The organism is Vibrio fortis, assembly GCF_024347475.1.
GTDB lineage: Bacteria > Pseudomonadota > Gammaproteobacteria > Enterobacterales > Vibrionaceae > Vibrio > Vibrio fortis.
This window is the reverse complement of record NZ_AP025487.1, coordinates 646,804-669,939: the sequence shown is the minus strand read 5'-3', so window position 1 is coordinate 669,939 and position 23,136 is coordinate 646,804. Positions and strand designations below refer to the sequence as shown.

General features: G+C 45.6%; 23 protein-coding genes. 1 reads left to right on the top strand and 22 read right to left on the bottom strand.

Annotation, left to right across the window (positions count from 1 at the left end; all coding sequences use genetic code 11):
• Positions 1 to 255: 255 nt before the first annotated feature.
• The 19 genes from OCV50_RS02970 to trmJ all read right to left on the bottom strand — a co-directional run bounded on the left by OCV50_RS02970 (position 256) and on the right by trmJ (position 18,606).
• Positions 256 to 1,143, bottom strand: coding sequence for an alanyl-tRNA editing protein (locus OCV50_RS02970; protein ID WP_261903661.1), 888 nt, complete (start codon positions 1,141 to 1,143; stop codon positions 256 to 258).
• Positions 1,144 to 1,217: 74 nt separating this feature from the next.
• Positions 1,218 to 2,699: a ribosome biogenesis GTPase Der gene (gene der / locus OCV50_RS02965; RefSeq protein ID WP_261903660.1), complete on the bottom strand. Its 1,482-nt coding sequence runs from the start codon at positions 2,697 to 2,699 to the stop codon at positions 1,218 to 1,220.
• Positions 2,700 to 2,858: 159 nt separating this feature from the next.
• Positions 2,859 to 4,019 carry an outer membrane protein assembly factor BamB gene (gene bamB, locus OCV50_RS02960; protein ID WP_261903659.1) on the bottom strand — a complete coding sequence of 387 codons (1,161 nt, stop codon included), beginning with the start codon at positions 4,017 to 4,019 and terminating at the stop codon, positions 2,859 to 2,861.
• Between the two features lie 10 nt (positions 4,020 to 4,029).
• Positions 4,030 to 4,644, bottom strand: coding sequence for a YfgM family protein (locus OCV50_RS02955; protein WP_239842338.1), 615 nt, complete (start codon positions 4,642 to 4,644; stop codon positions 4,030 to 4,032).
• A gap of 86 nt (positions 4,645 to 4,730) precedes the next feature.
• Positions 4,731 to 5,999 (bottom strand): histidine--tRNA ligase, encoded by a 1,269-nt coding sequence (gene hisS, locus OCV50_RS02950; RefSeq protein ID WP_239842337.1) that lies wholly within the window; start codon positions 5,997 to 5,999, stop codon positions 4,731 to 4,733.
• A gap of 61 nt (positions 6,000 to 6,060) precedes the next feature.
• Entirely contained in the window at positions 6,061 to 7,182 is a 1,122-nt protein-coding gene (gene ispG / locus OCV50_RS02945; protein WP_239842336.1) for a flavodoxin-dependent (E)-4-hydroxy-3-methylbut-2-enyl-diphosphate synthase, read from the bottom strand.
• A gap of 7 nt (positions 7,183 to 7,189) precedes the next feature.
• Positions 7,190 to 8,134 (bottom strand): cytoskeleton protein RodZ, encoded by a 945-nt coding sequence (gene rodZ, locus OCV50_RS02940; RefSeq protein WP_261903658.1) that lies wholly within the window; start codon positions 8,132 to 8,134, stop codon positions 7,190 to 7,192.
• Between the two features lie 443 nt (positions 8,135 to 8,577).
• A complete protein-coding gene (locus tag OCV50_RS02935; protein ID WP_032551314.1) occupies positions 8,578 to 9,696 on the bottom strand; it encodes a bifunctional tRNA (adenosine(37)-C2)-methyltransferase TrmG/ribosomal RNA large subunit methyltransferase RlmN in 1,119 nt (372 codons plus the stop codon).
• A gap of 287 nt (positions 9,697 to 9,983) precedes the next feature.
• Complete coding sequence (gene ndk / locus OCV50_RS02930; protein WP_032551313.1) at positions 9,984 to 10,418, bottom strand: nucleoside-diphosphate kinase; 435 nt, start codon at positions 10,416 to 10,418, stop codon at positions 9,984 to 9,986.
• 104 nt (positions 10,419 to 10,522) lie between these two features.
• Positions 10,523 to 11,818 (bottom strand): aminopeptidase PepB, encoded by a 1,296-nt coding sequence (pepB, locus tag OCV50_RS02925; RefSeq protein ID WP_239842334.1) that lies wholly within the window; start codon positions 11,816 to 11,818, stop codon positions 10,523 to 10,525.
• A 206-nt stretch (positions 11,819 to 12,024) separates the two neighbouring features.
• On the bottom strand, positions 12,025 to 12,225 hold the full coding sequence (iscX, locus tag OCV50_RS02920; protein WP_032551310.1) for a Fe-S cluster assembly protein IscX: 201 nt from the start codon (positions 12,223 to 12,225) through the stop codon (positions 12,025 to 12,027).
• A 94-nt stretch (positions 12,226 to 12,319) separates the two neighbouring features.
• Positions 12,320 to 12,658, bottom strand: a complete 339-nt coding sequence (gene fdx, locus OCV50_RS02915) for an ISC system 2Fe-2S type ferredoxin (protein WP_032551309.1) — start codon at positions 12,656 to 12,658, stop codon at positions 12,320 to 12,322.
• Positions 12,659 to 12,678: 20 nt separating this feature from the next.
• Positions 12,679 to 14,529 (bottom strand): Fe-S protein assembly chaperone HscA, encoded by a 1,851-nt coding sequence (gene hscA, locus OCV50_RS02910; RefSeq protein ID WP_261903657.1) that lies wholly within the window; start codon positions 14,527 to 14,529, stop codon positions 12,679 to 12,681.
• Positions 14,530 to 14,551: 22 nt separating this feature from the next.
• Complete coding sequence (hscB, locus tag OCV50_RS02905) at positions 14,552 to 15,067, bottom strand: co-chaperone HscB (protein WP_239842332.1); 516 nt, start codon at positions 15,065 to 15,067, stop codon at positions 14,552 to 14,554.
• A gap of 96 nt (positions 15,068 to 15,163) precedes the next feature.
• Positions 15,164 to 15,487, bottom strand: coding sequence for an iron-sulfur cluster assembly protein IscA (gene iscA, locus OCV50_RS02900; protein WP_032551305.1), 324 nt, complete (start codon positions 15,485 to 15,487; stop codon positions 15,164 to 15,166).
• Between the two features lie 98 nt (positions 15,488 to 15,585).
• Positions 15,586 to 15,963, bottom strand: a complete 378-nt coding sequence (gene iscU, locus OCV50_RS02895) for a Fe-S cluster assembly scaffold IscU (RefSeq protein WP_032551304.1) — start codon at positions 15,961 to 15,963, stop codon at positions 15,586 to 15,588.
• A gap of 33 nt (positions 15,964 to 15,996) precedes the next feature.
• On the bottom strand, positions 15,997 to 17,211 hold the full coding sequence (locus tag OCV50_RS02890; protein ID WP_239842331.1) for an IscS subfamily cysteine desulfurase: 1,215 nt from the start codon (positions 17,209 to 17,211) through the stop codon (positions 15,997 to 15,999).
• Positions 17,212 to 17,238: 27 nt separating this feature from the next.
• Positions 17,239 to 17,760, bottom strand: coding sequence for a Fe-S cluster assembly transcriptional regulator IscR (gene iscR, locus OCV50_RS02885; RefSeq protein ID WP_084181864.1), 522 nt, complete (start codon positions 17,758 to 17,760; stop codon positions 17,239 to 17,241).
• Positions 17,761 to 17,877: 117 nt separating this feature from the next.
• Positions 17,878 to 18,606, bottom strand: a complete 729-nt coding sequence (gene trmJ / locus OCV50_RS02880; RefSeq protein WP_261903656.1) for a tRNA (cytosine(32)/uridine(32)-2'-O)-methyltransferase TrmJ — start codon at positions 18,604 to 18,606, stop codon at positions 17,878 to 17,880.
• Between the two features lie 181 nt (positions 18,607 to 18,787).
• Between trmJ and suhB the strand changes: the two genes are divergently transcribed.
• Positions 18,788 to 19,591: an inositol-1-monophosphatase gene (gene suhB, locus OCV50_RS02875; RefSeq protein ID WP_032551298.1), complete on the top strand. Its 804-nt coding sequence runs from the start codon at positions 18,788 to 18,790 to the stop codon at positions 19,589 to 19,591.
• A 279-nt stretch (positions 19,592 to 19,870) separates the two neighbouring features.
• Here the strand turns inward: suhB and secF are convergent, their stop codons facing one another.
• The 3 genes from secF to yajC are packed head-to-tail and all read right to left on the bottom strand — an operon-like array spanning position 19,871 to position 23,039.
• Positions 19,871 to 20,818 (bottom strand): protein translocase subunit SecF, encoded by a 948-nt coding sequence (gene secF, locus OCV50_RS02870; RefSeq protein ID WP_239842329.1) that lies wholly within the window; start codon positions 20,816 to 20,818, stop codon positions 19,871 to 19,873.
• A 14-nt stretch (positions 20,819 to 20,832) separates the two neighbouring features.
• A complete protein-coding gene (gene secD / locus OCV50_RS02865; protein WP_261903655.1) occupies positions 20,833 to 22,689 on the bottom strand; it encodes a protein translocase subunit SecD in 1,857 nt (618 codons plus the stop codon).
• Between the two features lie 20 nt (positions 22,690 to 22,709).
• Positions 22,710 to 23,039 carry a preprotein translocase subunit YajC gene (yajC, locus tag OCV50_RS02860; RefSeq protein ID WP_032551291.1) on the bottom strand — a complete coding sequence of 110 codons (330 nt, stop codon included), beginning with the start codon at positions 23,037 to 23,039 and terminating at the stop codon, positions 22,710 to 22,712.
• Between the last annotated feature and the right edge of the window lie 97 nt (positions 23,040 to 23,136).

Sequence of the window (23,136 nt, the reverse complement as noted above, 5' to 3'; positions counted from 1 at the left end):
ACCCGTTCTTATGCAAGTTTACTTTTTACTCAATAATAACACACTAAATAACCATGACACATAACTGAAGATCATAGGTTGATCTTTCGCTTTATCTATTTTGATCAGCGATCTACCCCAAAAAGAATATTTATATCACCACACACCGAAAGCATAAGTTACATGTGCTGCATTTGGATTTTAAAAAGAATATAAATCTAAAAGTGGCATTAAAAAGCTACACCATCAGAATATCACAATTCGATCTGTAACCAGTTATCGTCGATTTACATGCGTCTGCATTTCAATATGCTGGTCATCAAGTTTTGCTAAACTCACGGTCAGACGGCCGAGCTCAGAAGTACTATTGATATGAGTACCACCACAAGGGATTGAAATTAAAGTGTTTTCATTTTTCTGCCATTGCCAGTAACGAGAATCTGTCAAACATTCACCATCCAGTTTCATTGCAACTGCACTTTTATGCTCTAACCAAACAGCGATCGTTTGATTGACCAAGTCTTCAATCTCAGAAAGATTTTCCACCATATTCGCAACATTGAGACCGCGCTTTTTAAGCGTTTTTCCTAAACGGTATTTATCGGTGCATAAATCTGGAGTGACAAAGCTCGTTACTTGCGCGTAGCTATTGAAATCATAATGGCCTAATGGATCTTTTCTGTCTGCGTCTTTACGCCAGTATTGCTCTGCAAGCACTTGATTTAAAGCAAGATATGCGACGTGTCCTGCACTGTGCCCACGACTAAGGCTATCTTGATAGTCTTGATCGACATGAAGTTCAACTAGCTGACCAAGCTCAACAGCTTCTGCAGAAGCTGATAGTTGATGAACCACGACAAACACCCAGCCCTCCGTATCACGCTTAACAGGAATATCTTCTGCAACGTAGAGTTTTCCAGTAGATTGTTCTATCGCGCCAACAAGACAATCTTCTACTTCTATCTGCTGTTGGCCTACCGCAATGTAACCTCGGTCTGCAGGGTGATCAGGCCAAATATGACTAACTGGATGAAATGGGGTTTTATCTACAATCAGGTACGTTTTATCTGCTTGCTGCTCTATATGCTGCGCGGTGGCAGTTAAGCTCCAGATTTGGTGACAGAACTGAGTGATGGTTGGAGTAATTTGAATCGATGTGGTCATGGCTTTTGAGTTCTAATAAATTTTGCTTAAAAAAATACCCGAGCTCGGCTCGGGTATCAAATCTGGTGTAAAGGTTACTTACGGCCTTTCATCATGCTCATCATGCGCTTACGTTTACGCTCTTGAGAGATAGTTAGCTTGTTTGTCTTACCTTCAAATGGGTTCTCACTGTTTTGGAACTGAATACGAATCGGTGTACCCATGATCTCTAGAGAACGGCGGTAGTAGTTCATCAAGTAACGCTTGTACGAATCTGGCAGTTCACGAACTTGGTTACCGTGAATAACTACGATTGGTGGGTTGTAACCACCTGCGTGCGCGTACTTCAGTTTCACACGGCGACCACGAACCATTGGTGGTTGGTGATCATCCGTTGCCATCTTCATGATACGCGTCAGTACTGAAGTACCTACACGTGTCGTCGCTGACTTGTAAGCTTCTTGAACAGATTCAAACAAGTGACCAACACCTGTGCCGTGTAATGCTGAAATGAAGTGGATACGTGCAAAGTCTACGAAACCAAGACGACGGTCCAGCTCTTTCTTAACGCGCTCTTTTACGTCGTTATCTAGGCCATCCCACTTGTTTACTGCGATTACGATTGAACGACCTGCGTTCAAAGCAAAACCTAGTAAGCTCAAGTCTTGATCAGAAATGTTTTCACGAGCGTCGATTACCAGCAATACAACGTTTGCATCTTCTACCGCTTTCAGTGTTTTAACTACTGAGAACTTCTCAACGGTTTCATTGATGTTTTTACGACGACGTACACCCGCAGTATCGATTAGAACGTATTCACGCTCATCGCGGCTCATTGGAATGTAAATAGAGTCACGCGTTGTGCCCGGCATATCGTAAACAACCACACGCTCTTCACCTAGGATACGGTTAGTTAGCGTTGATTTACCTACGTTTGGACGACCAATGATCGCGAGCTTGATTGGTTGATCTTGAAGACGTTGGAATTCTGCTTCCGCTTCTTCTTCTGTGAAATCAACTTGCTCAGCTTCTTCATCTTCAAACTCAGTCAGATCGCTCACTTCACCCGCTTCCGCTTTTAGTGCTTCTGCGAATGGGTTTAGCGCTAGATCGATAAGAGCCGTTACACCACGACCGTGAGCCGCAGCAATTTGGTACATGTCTTCAACACCTAGCTGCCAAAAATCCGCACTTGCTGCATCAGGGTCGATACCATCAACCTTGTTTACAACCAGCATAGAAGGCTTTTCTAGCTGACGAAGGTGCTTCGCAATTGCAACGTCAGATGGTGTTAGACCCGCACGGCCGTCTACCATGAACAGTACAACATCAGCTTCATCAATCGCCGCTAATGACTGCTCTGCCATTTTTGTTTCAACACCTTCCTCAGTACCGTCGATACCGCCGGTGTCGATAACAATAAATTCGTGTTCACCAAGCTGAGCTTGGCCATATTTACGGTCACGCGTTAAGCCAGGAAAATCCGCAACCAATGCATCGCGAGTTCGAGTCAATCGGTTAAACAACGTAGACTTACCTACGTTCGGACGCCCTACTAGAGCAACAACAGGTACCATAACAACCTCTACAATTTCTTTTCTTAATGTAGTTATAGGTAAACACTTGTTCGCAAGTTTAAACTCTTACCTATAACCACACGCTTTATTAATTTTACAACAACAAAACGGCCCCTGGCTGTTACCAACCAGGAGCCGACTGTGAATTATATCACGCTTTTATTGGCTAATCGTCAGTTTCTTTACATCGCCGTTGCGAGTCACGACGAGGTAACCGCCAGCTAGCTCAATCGGTGCTACTGCAAAGCCACTGTCATCCACCAGCTGCTGCGCCACAAAATCACCTGTCGCACGGTCTAGCCAGTGTAAGTAACCTTCTGTGTCACCCACAACCACATATCCGTTAATGATAGCAGGTGCCGTTAGTAAACGGTTTTCAAGCAGCGATGTACTCCAAATCTCGGTACCACTGCGCGCATCAACCGCGGCTAGGTGATCGTTATCTGTCACAACGAATAAGCGGCTACCATCACTCGCTAGGTCAATCGCAGAAGAGTAGTTACGCTTCCACACAGGTTTACCCGAGCGTAGGTCAATCGCAATCAATTGGCCATTAATACCAACCGTGTAAAGAGTGCCACCCAAAACAACTGGTGAAGAGTCAACATCCACAAGACGGTCGATCTCGGTCGCACCTTTTGGTGTGCCTACTGGCTGTTGCCAAATAAGCTGACCACGTTCAACGATAGCAGCAGCCAATCGACCATTTGCTGTTCCCCAGAAAACACCGCCAGATACGGTTACAGGAGCACTATCACCACGAAGCGTCAAACTAGGTACTTCAGTACTGATGGTCCACTTCTCTTCACCGGTTTCTTGGTCAAGCGCGACCATCATGCCACGGCTAGTATGAACCAGAACCATGTTGTTTTCTGTAGCAGGTGCAGCGAGTACTTCACCGTTCACAGACACACGCCATAGTTCTTCACCGGTTTCTTCATCAACAGCGATCATCTCGCCATTTTCAGAGCCAAGGAAAACCTTACCGTAACCCGCAGTCAAACCACCAGAGATACGCGCAATCACGTCTTTCTCTAGATCGTTTTTCCAGATCTCTTTACCCGTTTCAGGGTCAAGTGCTTTGATCATACCATCACGACTAGCAACAAATACTTTGTCGTATGCGTATTCAGGTGTGAGCTTTGAGAAGTAATGACCAACGCCATCACCCACTGAGGTAGACCACTCTTGAGACGGTGTAAATTCACTCGTTACGGTTGGCACTGGCGCCATGATAACCGTGTCTTCTTCACCCGCACAGCCAGCAAGCAGCCCAAGAGCTATTGCACACAGTGTCGCTTTGGGAAACATCTTCTTCATTCAAAGCGCCTTATTTAGCTAAGTCGTCAAGTTTGATTTGAAGCGTTTGGCTAGCATCAACAGCTTGTTGAGCTTCAGTGTAAGCCGTATATGCAGCATCGCTGTCGCCTTTACGAAGTGAGATATCACCACGCAGTTCCGCAACACGACCTTTCCACGATTCATCAGTGATTGCCGCTAGTTCACTAAGTGCTGCGTCAAACTCACCCTGCTCTGCTTTTACACGAGCAATACGGTAGCCTAGTAAAGGAGCCAATGCCGCGTCTTTTGTCGCCGATTGTGCCCACTCAAGCTGTTCAAGCGCTGCGGCTAGATCACCCGCTTCTACTTGTGCTTTAGCCAATTGCATAGCCGCAAGTACAGAGTACTCAGCATCTTTGTTGCTATCGATGAAAGCTTGAATATCTGCTTGTGCATCTAGACCTTTTGCATCCAGTGCAGAAATAGCTGTAGTGTAGCTTTCAGACGCTGCTTCACGAGCTTGGATAACTGAGTCTTGGTAATAGCGCCAGCCAAACAGACCACCCAAACCAATCACAGCACCAAAGATCACAGCTTTGCCGTTCTCTTTCCACCAGTCTTTAATGGCTTCAACTTGTTGCTCTTCGCTATCGTAAAGTTCCACTTCCTGTCCTCTTTGATTCTTTTAAACGCCAGCAAACAGCTGGCGTTGAATATTCATATTGAGCGTTTAGTTGCTCAGCGGGCGACTTAGATTAATGCCGCGACTTTTGCCGCAACGTCTGCTTGGGCAACAACTTCTTGTTCACCACCAACCAGATCTTTCAATACCACTGTGTTGTCTGCTACTTCGTTTTCACCCAGTACCAATGCAACGACAGCGCCCACTTTATCAGCACGCTTAAATTGTTTCTTGAAGCTACCACCACCAAAGTGGTTCATTACACGAACGCCTTCAATGTTGTCGCGAAGTTCATTCGCCAGTTGCATGCCTGCAATCATGGTGCCTTCACCCGCTGCTACCATGTAGACGTCAACACTGCGACGTACTTCTGTAAGCTCTAGAGTCTCCATCATTAGAACAAGGCGCTCTAGACCCATTGCAAAACCAACTGCGTTAGTTGCCTTACCGCCTAGTTGCTCAACTAGGCCGTCGTAACGACCACCGCCACATACAGTGCCTTGTGCACCTAGGCTGTCAGTAATCCACTCAAATACAGTGCGGTTGTAGTAGTCAAGACCACGAACTAGACGCTCATTAACTTGGTATTCGATACCAACAGCATCAAGAAGTTCACACAAACCTGCAAAATGTTGCTGTGACTCTTCACCTAAATATTCAGAAAGGCGAGGTGCATCACCAAGAATCGCTTGTACGTCTGGGTTCTTAGTATCTAGAACGCGCAGTGGGTTTGTGTGCATACGACGCTTACAATCTTCATCCAGCACATCGATGTGTTGCTCTAGGAAAGCCACAAGTGCTGTGCGGTAGTTAGCACGGTCTTCAGTAGAACCGATTGAGTTCAGTTCTAGGCGTACGTGCTTGTCGATGCCTAGCTCACGCCATAGACGTGCAGTCATCATGATAAGTTCTGCGTCAACATCTGGGCCATCTAGACCAAACACTTCTACACCACATTGGTGGAATTGACGGTAACGACCTTTTTGAGGACGCTCGTGACGGAACATTGGGCCCATGTACCATAGACGCTGTTCATCACGGTTAATAAGGCTGTTTTGGATGCATGAACGAACACAACCTGCTGTACCTTCCGGACGTAGCGTTAGGCTGTCACCGTTGCGATCTTCAAAGGTGTACATCTCTTTTGAAACTACGTCAGTCTCTTCACCAACAGCACGGCTAAATAGGTTTGTCTCTTCAACGATCGGCATACGTACTTCGTTGTAGCCGTACGCGCTTACTACGCTTTTTACAGCGCTTTCTACTTTCTGCCAAAGTGGTGATTGAGTTGGAAGGCAGTCGTTCATGCCTCGGATTGCTTGGATATTTTTAGCCACAATTTTTTCCGTCATTTTTCACGACAAGGTACGTCTAAACGCTTCACCTCATCGCGTTGTATTAATCTTCTAGGTTCTTTAGGTCAATGCGATTGGTTTTATCCATCACAGACGCTTTTGCTCTGATTTTCGCTTCTAGCTGATCGACAAGGTCATTATTGTCGAAACGCTCTTTCTGACGCTTACCGTCTTCGTAGAACGCACTCTTACGTGCACTACCCGCAAGGCCTAAATGCGATACTTCCGCTTCACCCGGGCCGTTTACCACACAACCGATGATAGACACATCCATTGGGGTTATCACGTCTTCTAAGCGCTCTTCTAATGCATTAACCGTATTAATAACATCAAATTCTTGGCGAGAGCAGCTTGGGCAAGCAATGAAGTTGATACCACGCGAGCGAATACGCAAAGACTTAAGAATATCAAAGCCAACTTTGATCTCTTCAACAGGGTCTGCAGCTAGCGAGATACGCAGCGTATCACCGATACCTTCTGATAGAAGCATACCTAAGCCAACAGATGACTTAACAGCGCCCGCACGAGCGCCGCCCGCTTCAGTGATACCTAAGTGTAGAGGTTGATCGATCTTCTGCGCCAATAGGCGGTAAGAACCTACAGCTAAGAATACGTCTGATGCTTTTACACTGACCTTAAACTGATCAAAGTTAAGACGATCAAGAATGTCCACATGGCGCATTGCAGATTCGACTAGCGCTTCTGCTGTTGGCTCTGTGTACTTCTCTTGAATGTCTTTCTCTAGAGAACCACCGTTAACACCAATACGAATCGGGATATTCTTGTCGCGAGCACAATCAACAACTGAGCGAATACGGCTCTCATTACCGATATTACCTGGGTTGATTCGTAGACAGTCAACGCCATACTCCGCCACTTTAAGGGCGATACGGTAGTCGAAATGAATGTCAGCAACCAAAGGTACCGACACTTGCTGTTTGATCTGCTTGAACGCTTCTGCTGCATCCATGGTTGGAACAGAGACACGTACAATGTCAGCACCGACATTTTCTAGCGATTTAATTTGAGCAACAGTCGCCGCAACGTCTGTTGTTCGAGTATTAGTCATGGATTGCACGGCAATTGGTGCACCATCACCGATCGGCACGTCGCCCACATAAATACGGGTCGACTTGCGACGAATAATAGGAGATTCGTGTTGCATATTAACTCTAAGGTAAGGTTATTCTAGCTACTTTGCCTGAAGTATACCCAGAAAGGTCGACAGGTTCACTCGCAAATGTCATTGAGACGGCTTCTGGTGCACCAATAACCACTTTATACGGGGTTTCACCTGATAAATTCAGTGATTGGCCTGCTTTTTTGATGCCCGTTGACAGCGTTCTGCCCGTTGCGTCTTTAACTTGAATCCAGCAATCAGAGCTAAATTGCATGACCAACTCATTAGCTAATGGCTCAGGCGTTACAATTTCTGGCTCAGCAACTTCAGTCTCAACAGCAGCAACTACTGGCTCCACAGGTGTTTCTACTTCAGGAGCAACGTCAGCATCCGCAATCTCTGTCACGGCACTCGTTTCAGCCACTGCTTCACTGTCTACAACTTGCGGCGCTTCAACTGCTGGTGTTTCAGCTTCAATCAGATCAAGAGATGTGGTGAGTTGATCATCACCAAGCTCATCGACAACCACTTCTTCTGCAGTTTCTTCTGCGACTAGAGATTGAGAAAGCGTGTCTTGTTGTTGATTCTGCCACCACCAAAGCGACGAGATACCGGCAATAACCGCAAAGATGCTCCAAGTTAACAGCATAATGCGGCTATTGTGCTTCTCAGTTTTGGTTTTACGAGAGAAGCTCATCATCTCTTGCTCTTGATGCTGAATATCACCAGAGTGTTCTAAAGCTTCTAGAACTACTTTCTCATCTAAATTAACGTATTTGGCGTATGAACGAACATAACCACGCATGAAGGTGGCGACTTGGTCTGAGTCAAATTGGTTGTCTTCAATCTGCTGAATCAAGCTAACGCGTAGCTTTAAGCGAGAAGAGACTTGTTGTTGGGTTAAACCTAACGACTCACGTCGATTTTTAAGGATCGTACCAGCTTCCAGTACAGGAGCTGCAGCTTGTGGAGTTTGTGTATCTTGTTCTGTGTTCATAAAGTTGAACTTCTAAATATTATCGTCGGTTGTCGAGAGCCATTTTTTATTATCGTTTACGCTCAATCTTACAACCCACTCTTTGTGGAATTTGTCCTGCGACTCGCACCAAAAACCTTTTGAAATCGAAAACCGCACACTGCTATGCAAAAGGGTTTTCTCAGGTAGCTATCTGTTCAATGCCAACCTTGTAAATAGACATATTGATGGTTCGAGTAGCAAGTAAGCACTTAAACTGAGTTTAAGCTGATTTAATCATAAGCCAATGCCATGACAAGGCAAAAACACTTTCGACAAAATTTACCGTTAGCTCATGGTTTTGTACAAAATTTAACGAAAAATGTAAAAAAGCGTGGCGCAATGAACAGACAAACGGTGATAAACGGCCAAAAACAAACAAGCCAGAAGTAAACTTCTGGCTTGTTGTTAAAACTGAGAGCGGCTTAAAGCGCTTTTACTGGAATAGTTTCCGCAGCAGCTTTTTGCTTCGTACGTTTGGTACGGTCGATAACATCACCCACCAGCTGACCACATGCAGCGTCGATATCGTCACCACGAGTCTTACGCACTGTTACTGTGTAGTCGTATTCCATTAGCGTTTTTTGGAAACGGTCGATACGAGAGTTACTTGGTTTCTTGTAAGGAGAACCTGGGTACGGGTTAAATGGAATCAGGTTAATCTTACATGGCGTGTCTTTCATTAGCTCAGCAAGTTCACGAGCGTGGTCCATATCGTCATTCACATGATCCAATAGAACGTACTCTACGGTAACTTTACCGCGGTTAGCGTTTGAAGACGCAATGTAACGACGTACCGATGCTAGGAAGTCTTCGATATCCCAACGGTCGTTGATAGGCATGATTTCGCTACGCAGCTTGTCGTTTGGCGCGTGCAGTGAGATTGCTAGTGCAACGTCAATGTTACCCGTCATTTGATCAAGACCTGATACAACACCAGAAGTCGATACTGTTACGCGGCGCTTAGATAGAGCAAAACCAAGATCGTCCAACATGATCTCTAATGATGGCATTAGGTTTTTCATGTTAAGCAGAGGCTCGCCCATACCCATCATTACTACGTTTGTAATTGGGCGGCGACCTGTTTCTTTCTCAAGACCGATCTCACGAGATGCACGCCAGATTTGGCCAACAATCTCAGAGACTTTTAGGTTACGGTTGAAGCCTTGTTGCGCTGTAGAACAGAACTTACACTCAAGTGCACAGCCTACTTGTGAAGATACACACAGCGTCGCACGGTCACCGTCTGGAATGTATACCGTTTCAACGTCTTGGTCGCCAACACGCATTGCCCATTTGATTGTACCGTCTGAAGAGTGTTGAGCTTCAGAAACAACAGGAGCAACGATTTCACAGCGACGTTGAAGTTTCTCACGCAGCTTTTTGTTGATGTTGTTCATGTTTTCGAAGTCATCGACACCGAAGTGATACATCCACTTCATTACTTGATCTGCTCGAAAAGCTTTCTCATTCAATTCTTCTGTGAAAAATTTACGAAGACCTTTACGATCAAAATCGAGTAGATTGACTTTAGCTGTGGTCATGGTGCCTCTCAATGACGGAACAATAATTAAGGGCGCGAATTGTACAGCCTTTACGCATCTTCAACAAGAGCTGTAAAACCCTGTGTTTACTAAGACATTCAAAGTTAAGTGATTAAAATTTACACAACCCTCATTCACTACTTACAATTCTAGAAATAAGAGCAAGATTCCCGACTACGCTCCTTCGTCGCTATCGGGAATGACGACTAGGTAAACTATCTCAAACGTAAAACCCAGATACAAAAAAGGCCTCACCGTAGTGAAGCCTTGAGAGTATTACCCGTTGCTTATTCAGCAGGACGTGGGCAAATTTCAGATTCTGGGAAGAAGAACTCAATCTCGCGCGCTGCCGATTCTGGGCTGTCGCTGCCGTGTACTGAGTTGTAACGCATGCTGATTGCGTAGTCTGCACGGATAGTACCGCACGCCGCTTCTTCAGGGTTTGTTTTACCCATTAGTTCGCGGTAACGACAAATTGCATCTTCGCCTTCTAGCACCTGAACCATGATAGGGCCAGACGTCATAAACTCTTTAAGAGCTGGGAAGAACTCTTTGCCTTCATGTTCTGCGTAAAAACCGCTCGCTTGCTCTTCAGTTAAGTGCACCATTTTAGCTGCAACAATTTGTAGGCCCGCTTTTTCAATGCGGTGGTAGATTTCGCCGATCAGGTTACGTTTAACAGCATCTGGCTTAACAATTGAGAACGTTCTTTCTAGAGCCATAGGGGTTCCTTCACTTCATTTTTGTTGTTATTTAAAATGACACCTGTCCTCATTAAGTGAGTTCAGGTAACAATCAGGCAGCCGATAGCTGCCTGATTTTATAATTATTTTGCTTGCTCGATAAGCAGACGAGCCAGAGTGCGAACACCCATACCTGTCGCGCCTGCTGCCCATTTATCACTTGGTGATTTGCGGTATGTGCCCGCACAATCCATGTGTAACCAGCCTTTCTTGTAGTCATCAACAAAGTAAGACAAGAATGCCGCTGCCGTGCTTGCACCCGGAGTGTAATCGCCAGTGCTGATGTTAGATAGATCAGCAAAGTTTGATGGCAGCATACCACGGTGGAAGTCAGCCAATGGAAGTGGCCATAGACCTTCTTTCTCTTGGTTTGCTGCTGTTAGCGCTTGATGAGAAAGCTCATCATCGAAGCTCATTAGTGCGTGGTAGTCGTTACCCAGAGCATTCTTCGCAGCACCTGTTAGCGTTGCACAATCGATGATAAGTTCTGGATTCTGTTCGCTTGCGTACATCAGACCATCAGCTAGAACCAAACGACCTTCTGCGTCGGTATTCATGATTTCTACTGTAGTACCGTTTTTGTAGGTGATGATGTCACCTAGCTTCAGTGCACGACCCGAGATCATGTTTTCTGCACAGCAAAGAATAAGCTTAATACGCTTGTTCAAGCCACGCTCAATCGCCAAACCTAGACCACCGGTAATCGTTGCTGCACCACCCATGTCTGCTTTCATCGCAGTCATGAATTGACCTGGTTTGATACTGTAACCGCCTGAATCGAAGGTGATACCTTTGCCGACTAGACATGCAAATACTGGTGCGTTTTCATCACCCGTAGGGTTGAAGTCAAGCTGTAGCATGGCAGACGTACGCTCAGAGCCACGACCGACAGCGTAGATACCTTCCCACCCTTCAGTGAGCAGGTCTTTGTCTTTAACGATCTTCGCCTTTACCGTGCCTTCTGGCGCGACAGATTTGATGTATTCAGCAGCCATAGTTGCCAGTTGACGTGGTGCAACCTCTTCCGCTGTTTTATTGATGATGTCACGAGTCCAATCTGTTGCGCGAATACGAGCTTCTAGCTCAGCTTGATCCGCTTCTGATAGCTCGCCCCACTCTAGCGTGGTTTGCTTTTTAGGACCGCGATAGCCTTGGTGGAATGCCCAAACGCTCTCTAGATCCCAACCTTCACCTTGCAGTGAAATGGATGAAATACCTTGTCCGTCAAGTTTACGACCTGCGCGTTGAACTGCGCCTAGATCGTGGCCTCCTGCTAGGTGAACTGTTGCACCTGCTTCTGAAAACGAAAGGATAGCCTTATCTCCCCACTGAGGCTGGGCAGGCTCTTGACTTAAAAATACTGACATCTGTGTAGACATGATTTCTCCTTGTCTTTGAACCACATTACCTTTGTGATTCAGATTATTTTTTATTAGCGAACTGATGTTAGCATTATGTAGGAGTAAAATGTCATTTTGATAAAAAAACGGACCATAAGGTCCGCTTTTTTTAGTAAGAATTGTTAACTTGGCTGTGTTTTCAGAGAGCTTATCTCTGCCGCCGAGTTAAAAATGAGCATGGGAGCTTAGTCCATCTCATCCATCCAGCATAGAATGATGGCTTCAAGGATCTTCTCGTTCGAGTGATTTGGTTCATCGTCGAAGTCTTCAAGATCTAATATCCATTGGTGCAGATCAGTAAAACGTACCGTTTTTGGATCCGTATCCGGGTATAAGTCACATAGTTCAATCGCGATATCTCGCGAGTCAATCCACTTTAAGCTCATATCATTTCCTTATCAGTTAAAGGCACTCATGCGCCTCTAATACACTATTATTCTAAGCCAGTTTTACTAAAACCTTCGCCATTTAGCGTGAGTTTTAGTGATCTTCAGAAGCTAGGTTTAGCGTGTATTTTGGAATCTCAACAACAAGATCTTCGTCCGCAACTTTTGCCTGACAACCTAGGCGAGATTCCATCTCTAAACCCCATGCTTTATCTAGCATGTCATCTTCAAGATCGTCGCTCTCTTCTAGTGAATCGAAACCTTCACGAATCACAACGTGACAAGTTGTACATGCGCACGACTTTTCACACGCGTGTTCAATACCAATGCCTGCCTTTAATGCAACATCAAGTACTGTCTCGCCCGTTTCTGCTTCTAGCACTGCGCCTTCTGGACATAGATCTTCGTGAGGTAAAACAATAATCTTTGGCATGTTTATCTATTCTCTAACTATTAAATATTATCGACTGACTGACCTGACAGTGCAGCACGAATTGATTTATCCATACGACGAGAAGCAAAGTCTTGGCTCGCTTTGTCTGTATTCTTAATTTCTAGCTCAATCGCATCAACGTCATCACCGTTGCGCTTCTCGATCAGAGACTCAATCGCTTGAAGTAGCAGCTGCTTCTCTTGCTCGTTAAGTAGCTCGTCACCATCGGCTTGCATTGCTGCGATCAGGCCTTCAATCACACGGTCCGCTTCTACACGCTGCTCAGCTAGAGCGCGAGCTTGCATGTCTTCTTTCGCGTATGTCATTGAGTCTTTCAGCATGTTAGCCACTTCATCGTCACTCAGACCGTATGATGGCTTAACTTGAATTTCCGCTTGAACACCCGTGCTCTTTTCCATTGCCGTTACAGACAGTAGACCATCTGCATCAACTTGATAGGTAACACGGATATGTGCTGCACCCGCAGCCATAGGCGGAATGCCTTTAAGAGCAAAACGTGCCAGTGAACGACAGTCATCAACCATCTCACGCTCACCTTGAACGGTATGAACCGTCATTGCCGTTTGGCCATCTTTAAAGGTAGTAAACTCTTGCGCGCGAGCAACAGGGATTGTGGTGTTACGAGGGATGATCTTCTCAACCAAGCCGCCCATAGTTTCAATACCCAAAGAAAGTGGGATTACGTCCAATAGCAGCATTTCAGCATCTGGCTTGTTACCCGCTAGGATATCCGCTTGGATTGAAGCACCAATTGCAACTACTTCATCAGGGTTAATGCTCGTCAGTGGTGTGCGACCAAAGAAGTCACCGACCATTTCACGAACAAACAAAGTACGAGTTGAACCACCAACCATGACCACTTCAAGCACTTCATCAGCGTCTACGTCAGCGTCTTTCAATGCACGGCGACAAGACATCAGTGTTTTCTTAACCAATGGCTTGATGATGTCATTGAACTCATCACGAGTCAGTGTACCCGTCCAACCCAGCGCTTCGACATCAACTTCCTCTTCAGCAGACAGACGAATTTTAGCGTCTGTGGCTGCGTCTAGCAGAATACGGCTTTGTTCAGCAGTTAGCTCTGTCAAACCGGCTTGCTGTTGGAAGTGATCGGCTACTAGATGGTCAAAGTCATCACCACCTAATGCTGAGTCGCCACCCGTTGCCAATACTTCGAATACACCTTTTGATAGACGTAAGATAGAGATATCAAACGTACCACCGCCCAAGTCGTAAACCGCAATCACACCTTCTTGGCCAGAATCTAAACCATAAGCAATTGCAGCAGCAGTTGGCTCATTCAAAAGGCGAAGAACATGAAGACCAGCCAGTTGCGCCGCATCTTTTGTACCCGCACGCTGAGCGTCATCGAAATAAGCAGGAACCGTAATGACAGCACCTGCAAGCTCACCGCCTAGGGTAGACTCCGCACGTTGACCTAGAGTTCTCAAGATATCAGCAGATACTTGAATAGGGTTCTTAGTGCCTTGCTCCGTGCGAATAACAGGTAAGCCATTATCGCTCTCTTCAAATTGATAAGGCAGTGATGGGTAGCGCTGCTTGATATCAGCCAGTGAACGGCCAATCAGTCGTTTCACTGAAATAATGGTGTTCTGTGGATCTGTCTGCGCACAATCACGAGCCTCTTGGCCTGTGGTATGCGAATCAGCTTGATAGTGAACAACAGAAGGCAAAATTGAGCGGCCTTGAGCGTCCGCTAAGGTCGTCGCTTCACCACTGCGAACCGAGGCAACAAGAGAGTTGGTAGTACCTAAATCGATACCCACAGCCAGCTTATGCTCGTGCGGTGCTGAGCTTTGTCCTGGTTCTGCAATTTGAAGTAATGCCATGAGGATTCCTTTTATCTAGTCGCTAGTCGAGCAGGTGATCTTCGACTTGTTCTATTTCTTTCTTGAGTTTTGCGATGAATTTCAGTTTACGAACGCTGTCAGCGGCTTCTTCCCATACCGCTTGATCCAACTGTTGTTCGATCTGCGCTAGGTGCTGCTTATACATTTTGCTGACTTTAGTATCGAAGTCGAACAGCTCGTCAGCACCATCTGGGCTTGCTGCGATGTGCTCTAACTCTTCACGCAGTTCCATCTGCTCCATTAGGAACATTGGATCTTGCATGGTTTGCTGTTCACCACGAATATCAACGCCATTTTGCACTAATAGGTGCTCTGCGCGACTGATTGGGTTCTTAAGTACCTGATAAGCGTCATTGATTTGAGAAGCTTTTTGTACCGCTAGCAAGCGATCACGCTCGGAGGCAGTAGCAAAGTTGTCTGGATGAAATTGACGCTGCAGGTCTCTAAACTGAGAAGCAAGAAGGCTACCATCCAGTTGAAACTGAAGTGGTAGCCCAAATAATTCGAAATGATTCATGTAAAGGTGGTCCTAATTTTAGGCCCTGATGCAGAGCCTAATTGTACGTTGCTTACAATCGATGCGCTTACAATAGATGCTTAGCCATTCAAGCACTTATACATTAAAGCTCTCACCACAACCACACTCGCCTTTCGCATTTGGGTTGTTGAATTCAAAACCTTCGTTTAGGCCTTCTTTTACATAATCAAGCTCAGTGCCATCTAGGTAAACCAAGCTCTTAGGATCAATGATGACCTTAACACCTGAGTGCTCAAACACTTGGTCTTCTTCGTTGAGTTCATCAACGAACTCAAGTACATATGCCATACCTGAACAGCCAGTGGTTTTCACGCCCAAACGTAACCCGATACCTTTACCTCGGTTATCTAGGAAAGCTTGAACTCGGCTTGCTGCCGTCTCTGTCATGGTGATGGCCATACTACAACCTTGTTTTAATAATTTGAGAACTCAGTGGGAGCACAAAATGCACTCCCTAATATTACTATTTTTTTGCAACGAACCGCTATGAAGGGCGATTAACGTTTCTTTTTGTAATCCGCAACAGCTGCTTTAATTGCATCTTCAGCAAGAATTGAACAGTGAACTTTCACTGGTGGAAGCTCTAGCTCTTCTGCAATTTCAGAGTTTTTGATTGCCGCTGCTTCATCGATGCTCTTACCTTTAACCCACTCAGTAACTAGTGAGCTAGACGCGATTGCACTACCACAACCGTATGTCTTAAATTTCGCATCTTCAATAATACCTTCTGGTGTTACCTTGATTTGCAGTTTCATTACGTCACCACATGCTGGAGCGCCAACCATGCCGCTACCTACATTTGGATCTTCTTTATCAAACGAACCTACGTTACGTGGGTTTTCGTAGTGATCAATTACTTTTTCGCTATATGCCATGATAGTTACCTCGAATCCTCTATATCCGTGAGATTAGTGATGTGCCCACTCAACAGTGTCCAGATCAATCCCTTCTTTATACATATCCCATAGAGGAGACATGTCGCGTAATTTGTTTACTGCTACACGAATCTGAGCGATTGCGTAGTCAACTTCTTCTTCCGTTGTAAAACGGCCGAATGAGAAACGTACTGAGCTATGTGCCAGTTCATCGTTTAGACCAAGAGCACGTAGAACGTAAGATGGCTCAAGGCTTGCTGATGTACATGCAGAACCCGATGATACTGCTAGGTCTTTTAGAGACATAAGCAGAGACTCACCTTCAACAAAAGCAAAGCTCACGTTTAGGTTGTGTGGAACACGCTGGTCTAGGTCACCGTTTACCGTTACTGCTTCAAGGTCTTGAACACCTTTCAGTAGACGCTCACGTAGCGCTAGTGCGTGGTCGTAATCTTTTTGCATGTCTTGTTTAGCGATAGCAAATGCTTCACCCATACCAACGATTTGGTGTGTTGCTAGCGTGCCTGAACGGAAACCACGTTCGTGACCACCACCGTGCATTTGAGCTTCAAGACGAATACGAGGCTTACGACGAACGTAAAGTGCACCGATGCCTTTAGGGCCGTAAACTTTGTGAGCAGAAAGAGAGATTAAATCTACTTTCATCTCTTGAACGTCTAGTGGGATTTTACCCGCAGACTGAGCCGCATCAACGTGGAAGATGATCTTGCGTGAACGACATAGTTCGCCAATTGCGTTGATATCTTGGATAACGCCGATTTCGTTGTTTACGTGCATGATAGAAACAAGCACTGTATCTTCACGCATTGCAGCTTGTAGCTTGTCTAGATCGATGATGCCGTTTGCTTCTGGCTCTAGGTAAGTTACCTCGAAGCCTTCACGCTCAAGTTGACGACATGGATCAAGAACTGCTTTGTGTTCTGTTTTGCACGTGATTACGTGCTTACCTTTCTTCTCGTAAAAGTGCGCTGCACCTTTGATAGCAAGGTTGTCAGATTCTGTTGCACCAGACGTGAATACGATTTCACGTGGGTCTGCATTCAGGAGATCGGCAATTTGCTCACGAGCATTATCTACTGACTCTTCTGCTTGCCAGCCGTAACGGTGTGAACGAGATGCAGGGTTACCGAAGTTACCGTCCATCGTCATACACTGAACCATTTTTTCAGCAACACGAGGATCAACTGGGCAAGTAGCTGAATAGTCAAAGTAAATAGGCAGTTTCATTTTCTACTCCAATGTAAAAACTGACCGCTAAGAGCGGGCATTAACACCGTGAGGTGCTGCACTAATCGTTGTAGTGCTCGTATTTTTATGTGCAAAACCATTATTAACCGCAAGATCGATATCTTGACGATCAGAAATTTCTAAAACTTCGTTATCTTTCATTAGCTCACCGAGCGTAATGTCATTTAAGAAGCTGCTGATGCGGGAGCTTAGATCACGCCACAGTGTGTGCGTAAGGCAACGTGTGCCACCTTGGCAATCACCACGACCGTGACACTTAGTAGCGTCAACCGATTCATCAACGGCAGCAATCACTGTTCCGACAGCAATGTCACCGGCTTCTGCGCCCAAGCGGTAACCACCACCAGGACCACGCACACTCGCCACAAGGCCAGCTTTGCGTAACTTAGAAAATAGTTGTTCTAAGTAAGATAACGAAATACCTTGACGTTCAGAGATGTCAGCCAAAGGTACAGGGCTTTTTTGCGAATGCAGTGCTACATCTAGCATAGCTGTGACCGCATATCTTCCTTTAGATGTAAGTTTCATATCACACCGTATCCACATTGTTTATGTGGTTGGAATTTTTCCATACCTGACTAAAATGGTCAAGTATTTAATTGACTATTTTAGTCAGGTATTCACCCTTACGGAATTTGTGGTTACTTATTCGCCCTTCTGAGACTTCTCAACTGAGGTCAAAATACCGCGCAGCGTATTAATTTCTTGGATTTCAGGGCGTGCACGGCTAAACAGACGACGAAGCTTATTCATCACCTGACCTGGTTTGTCCTTAGAGATAAATTGGGTATCCGTAATCACTTTTTCAAGGTGCTCATAAAACATTTCGAGCTCTTCGTGACGTGGGTACTCATCTTCTGCTTGTGGAGGGTACTGACTCGCCTCTTGGTTTAGGTGAGCAACGCGAACTTCATAGCTCAATGTTTGAACCGCCATCGCTAGATTCAACGAGCTGTATTCTGGGTTTGCTGGAATGCAAACATGGTAGTGACACTTTTGCAGCTCTTCATTCGTTAAACCAGTGCGTTCACGACCAAAGATAAGCGCCACTGGGTGCTTTTGCCCTTCGATAGCAAATTTCTCGCCACACTCACGAGGCTCTAGCATTGGCCACTCCAATGTACGAGAGCGTGCACTTGAACCAACAACAAGACCACAGTCTTTTACTGCTTCTTCTAATGTTGAAACAATTTTCGCGTTTTCTGCGATATCACCAGCACCCGCTGCCAAAGCCATTGTTTGCTCATCCACTTCACACTGAGGATCCACCAACACTAATTGGCTTAAACCCATAACTTTCATCGCACGAGCGGCAGAGCCGATATTGCCCGAGTGAGAAGTACCAACGAGAACGACTTTTACATTGTCTAACATGCTATATGACACCACTTTAAAAATAATCGCGAGATATTAACACATCACAAAGTAAAATGGTCAGACCCTTCACGGAATGTGATTTCAAGAGTTCAAAAAATAACCACTTCCCTTTTGCAAAAACTTTGGTATACTCGCCGCCGCTTTAAATCGTTCTTTAACATCTTGTGGGAATCTCCATATGCATCCAATGCTAAACATTGCTATTCGCGCTGCGCGTAAAGCAGGCAATCACATTGCTAAATCTCTAGAAACAACTGATAAGATCGAAACATCTTTGAAAGGCAACAACGACTACGTTGTAAATATTGCTAAAGAAGCTGAATACATGATTATTGAAACAATCAAAGCTTCTTACCCAGAGCACAGCATTGTTTCTGAAGAGAACGGTCTTACTGAAGGTAAAGACTCTGATGTTCAATGGATCGTTGACCCACTAGATGGCACGAACAACTTCGTTAAAGGCTTCCCACACTTCGCAGTATCTATCGCAGTTCGCATGAACGGCCGTACTGAAGTAGCGTGTGTTTACGACCCAATGCTAAACGAGCTATTCACAGCTCAACGTGGCGCTGGTGCTCAACTAAACAACGCTCGTATGCGTGTAACTCAGCTGAAAGACCTACAAGGTTCTATCCTAGCTGCAGGTTTCCCATTCAAAGCTAAACAGCACTCAGAATCTTTCATGAAGATCATCTCTGGTCTATTCGTTGATTGTTCTGATTTCCGTCGTACTGGTTCTCCAGCACTAGACCTATGTTACCTAGCGGCTGGCCGTGTTGACGGTTACCTAGAGCTAGACCTAAAACCATGGGACATGGCAGCTGGCGACCTAATCGCTCGTGAAGCTGGCGCAATCCTAACTGACTTTGCTGGCGGTACTGACTACATGAAGTCTGGTAACGTTGTTGCTTCAAGTGCACGTGGTGTTAAAGCTATTCTTAAGCACGTTCGTGAGAACGCAAACGAAGGTATGCTGAAGTAATTCAGACCTTACGTTGATGCTCTCCTAAATGAGAGCCGAAAGATTCGAAGCCTCGCTTTAGCGGGGCTTTTTTGTATCTGCAATTCCGAGAGATGCGAGATGCGAGATGCGAGATGCGAGATGCGAGATGCGAGATGCGAGCAGAATAGCGCTTATGACATTAAGTGCAATTCACTTCGACCGTAAAATTTGTATTGAGTTTTCCTACAAAATTCAGGCATAAAAAAACCGCTAGTTGCCTAGCGGTTTTCTGGTTTATCGAAAGTTATAAGCCAAAGCTTATGGCATTTCGTCAAACTCTTCGCCTTCTTTTTCCACTTGTGGTGGCATTAGGTGCTCACGCGTAATACCCAACTTCATAGCTAGTGCAGATGCAACGTAGATAGAAGAGTAAGTACCAACGGTAATACCTAGTAGAAGTGCTGTCGCGAAACCATGAATCATAGCGCCGCCCTGAACGAACAGTGCGATAACTACGAATAAGGTTGTACCAGAAGTGATCAATGTACGGCTCAATGTTTGTGTGATTGAGCTGTTTAGAACTTCAGGTGCTTCGCCTTTACGCATCTTACGGAAGTTCTCACGGATACGGTCAAATACAACTATGGTATCGTTGAGCGAGTAACCGACAACCGTTAGCAATGCCGCGACGATGGTCAGGTCTACCTCGATTTGCATCAGAGAGAAAACACCCAGTGTAATGATAACGTCGTGCGCCAATGCGAGTACCGCACCTGCAGCCAAACGCCATTCAAATCGTACCGACACATAGATCAAGATACAGATAAGAGAAACAAGGATAGCAAGGCCACCCGCTTCTGTTAGCTCATCACCTACGTTTGGACCAACGAATTCGATACGGCGCATTTCAACTTGCTCACCCGTACCTTGTTCGATAGCCGATAAGATCTGGTTACCTAGTGTTTCGCCTGCAACGCCTTCACGTGGGCGTAGACGAACCATAACATCACGTGCAGAACCAAAGTTCTGTACCGTTGCGTCACCAAAGCCTTTTGCCTCTAGTGCAGAACGGATATTTTCAAGGTTAGCTGGATGCTCAAAACCCACTTCAATCAGGGTACCGCCAGTAAAGTCTAGACCCCAGTTCAACGACTTGGTTGATAGAGTAAAGATGGCTGTACCAATCATTAAGATAGAAAGAACAAAAGCTACCTTTGACCAACGCATAAAGTCGATCAATTTGTCTGCTTTTAGAATCTGAAACATATTAATTCCTAGCCTTAGATCGACAGTTTATCTACGCGCTTACCGCCATACATTAGGTTCACGATACAACGTGTACCTACAATAGCTGTAAACATAGAAGTCAGAATACCGATAGACAGCGTTACCGCGAAGCCTTTAATCGCACCCGTACCAACAGCAAATAGAATGATGGCTGTTAGAAGCGTGGTGATGTTAGCATCGGCAATCGTACTGAATGCATTCGCGTAACCTTGGTGAATCGCTTGTTGTGGGCTACGACCTTCACGTAACTCTTCTCGAATACGTTCGAAAATAAGCACGTTCGCATCGACCGCCATACCCACCGTCAGTACGATACCTGCAATACCCGGTAGCGTCATGGTTGCACCTGGGATCATCGACATCACACCGATAATCAGCACCAAGTTCGCCATTAGCGCGACGTTAGCAATCAGGCCAAAACGACGGTAGTAAATAAGCGTAAATAGCATTACTGCAGCCATACCCCAGATCATCGCCATGATACCCATGTCAATGTTCTGCTGACCCATAGATGGACCAATGGTACGTTCTTCAACAATCGAGATAGGTGCAATCAGAGCACCAGCACGTAGAAGAAGTGCAAGGTTGTGTGCTTCAGCAGCAGAATCGATACCAGTAATACGGAAGTTACGACCTAGCGCAGATTGAATCGTTGCTTGGTTAATCACTTCTTCATGCTTGGTCAGAATCACTTTGCCTTCAGGTGTCTTACGACCGCTGTCTTTGTACTCTGCAAATACGGTAGCCATTAGCTTACCGATGTTTTGGCGAGAGAACGCAGACATCTTGCTACCACCTTCGCTGTCTAGCGAGATGTTAACTTGAGGACGACCATATTCATCAACACTTGAGCTTGCATCCGTAATGCTTGAACCGCCTAGAATCACGCGCTTCTTAAGCACTACAGGGCGACCATCACGGTCTTGCTTGATTTCGCTACCTGCTGGTGCACGACCTGCCGCAGCGGCTGCAAGATCCGCAGAGCTATCCACTTCACGGAACTCAAGCGTTGCTGTCGCACCAAGAATTTCTTTAGCGCGAGCTGTGTCTTGAACACCTGGAAGCTCAACTACAATGCGACTAGCACCTTGACGTTGAACCAATGGCTCAGCAACACCCAATTCATTAACACGGTTACGAAGGATTGTGATGTTTTGCTCTACTGCGTAGTTACGGATCTCTTGAAGACGCGTTTCAGTAAAGTTAGCAATCAGAGAAAAGCGACCGTTTGACTCAGAATCAACGAAAGTCATGTCTGGGTGTAGAGATTCCAGCAACGACTTAGCAGCTGCTAGTTGCTCTTCATTACGCAGCAATACTTCAACCGCATCTTTACCAGATGGGCGGATTGCACGGTAACGAATTTTCTCTTCACGAAGCTCGCTACGGAACGCTTCTTCTTGTTGGCCCACCAGCTTTTCCATCGCAGCGTCCATATCCACTTCCATCAAGAAGTGAACACCGCCACGTAGGTCAAGGCCAAGCTTCATTGGTGCCGCACCAATTGATTCAAGCCAGTCTGGAGTAGAAGCCGCTAAGTTTAAGGCAACGATAACATCTTCATTCAAAGCTTCAGTGATCACATCACGCGCACTGATTTGAGTATCGGTATCGTTAAAGCGTACAAGAATAGAACCGTTTTCTAGAGCAACGGATTTAGTAGAAAGGCTCTCAGCTTCAAGAGCTTTGGTGACAGTATCCAGCGTAGACATATCTACAGAGGCGCCACGCGCCCCTGTAACTTGAACTGCCGGATCTTCACCGTATAGATTTGGAAGTGCGTACAACGCAGCGATAGCAATGGTAAACATCACCATCAGGTACTTCCATAACGGATAACGGTTTAGCACAGCGAGGATCCTCTAGCTGTTTATAGAGATTTCAGAGTACCTTTTGGTAGCACTGCTGTAACGAAGTCTTTCTTGATCACTACTTCGTTGTTTGGGTTCAGCTCGATTGCAACGTAGTCGTTGTCTTCAGCGATTTTAGTAATCTTACCGATTAGACCACCGCTTGTTAGAACTTCGTCGCCTTTACCCATAGAAGCCATTAGGTTTTTGTGCTCTTTAACACGCTTAGCTTGTGGACGGTAGATCATGAAGTAGAAGATCACCGCGAACATACCTAGCATGATTAGCATTTCAAAACCGCCGCCAGCTGGTGCACCTTCTGCTGCTGCATGTGCTTGAGAAATAAACATTAAAACATCCTCTATTTATATTTTCGTAATTGTTTGTCTTATTGGGTTGCATCCCTTTATTTTCAAGCCCCATCCCTATGAATAGAGACGGGGCTCG

Bases quoted from the DNA above. Each gene is read 5' to 3' on its own strand.
- OCV50_RS02970 (WP_261903661.1), bottom strand. From the start codon at position 1,143: ATGACCACATCGATTCAAATTACTCCAACCATCACTCAGTTCTGTCAC.
- der (WP_261903660.1), bottom strand. From the start codon at position 2,699: ATGGTACCTGTTGTTGCTCTAGTAGGGCGTCCGAACGTAGGTAAGTCT.
- bamB (WP_261903659.1), bottom strand. From the start codon at position 4,019: ATGAAGAAGATGTTTCCCAAAGCGACACTGTGTGCAATAGCTCTTGGG.
- ispG (WP_239842336.1), bottom strand. From the start codon at position 7,182: ATGCAACACGAATCTCCTATTATTCGTCGCAAGTCGACCCGTATTTAT.
- rodZ (WP_261903658.1), bottom strand. From the start codon at position 8,134: ATGAACACAGAACAAGATACACAAACTCCACAAGCTGCAGCTCCTGTA.
- OCV50_RS02935 (WP_032551314.1), bottom strand. From the start codon at position 9,696: ATGACCACAGCTAAAGTCAATCTACTCGATTTTGATCGTAAAGGTCTT.
- ndk (WP_032551313.1), bottom strand. From the start codon at position 10,418: ATGGCTCTAGAAAGAACGTTCTCAATTGTTAAGCCAGATGCTGTTAAA.
- pepB (WP_239842334.1), bottom strand. From the start codon at position 11,818: ATGTCTACACAGATGTCAGTATTTTTAAGTCAAGAGCCTGCCCAGCCT.
- iscX (WP_032551310.1), bottom strand. From the start codon at position 12,225: ATGAGCTTAAAGTGGATTGACTCGCGAGATATCGCGATTGAACTATGT.
- fdx (WP_032551309.1), bottom strand. From the start codon at position 12,658: ATGCCAAAGATTATTGTTTTACCTCACGAAGATCTATGTCCAGAAGGC.
- hscA (WP_261903657.1), bottom strand. From the start codon at position 14,529: ATGGCATTACTTCAAATTGCAGAACCAGGACAAAGCTCAGCACCGCAC.
- hscB (WP_239842332.1), bottom strand. From the start codon at position 15,067: ATGAATCATTTCGAATTATTTGGGCTACCACTTCAGTTTCAACTGGAT.
- iscA (WP_032551305.1), bottom strand. From the start codon at position 15,487: ATGGCCATCACCATGACAGAGACGGCAGCAAGCCGAGTTCAAGCTTTC.
- iscU (WP_032551304.1), bottom strand. From the start codon at position 15,963: ATGGCATATAGCGAAAAAGTAATTGATCACTACGAAAACCCACGTAAC.
- OCV50_RS02890 (WP_239842331.1), bottom strand. From the start codon at position 17,211: ATGAAACTGCCTATTTACTTTGACTATTCAGCTACTTGCCCAGTTGAT.
- iscR (WP_084181864.1), bottom strand. From the start codon at position 17,760: ATGAAACTTACATCTAAAGGAAGATATGCGGTCACAGCTATGCTAGAT.
- trmJ (WP_261903656.1), bottom strand. From the start codon at position 18,606: ATGTTAGACAATGTAAAAGTCGTTCTCGTTGGTACTTCTCACTCGGGC.
- suhB (WP_032551298.1), top strand. From the start codon at position 18,788: ATGCATCCAATGCTAAACATTGCTATTCGCGCTGCGCGTAAAGCAGGC.
- secF (WP_239842329.1), bottom strand. From the start codon at position 20,818: ATGTTTCAGATTCTAAAAGCAGACAAATTGATCGACTTTATGCGTTGG.
- yajC (WP_032551291.1), bottom strand. From the start codon at position 23,039: ATGTTTATTTCTCAAGCACATGCAGCAGCAGAAGGTGCACCAGCTGGC.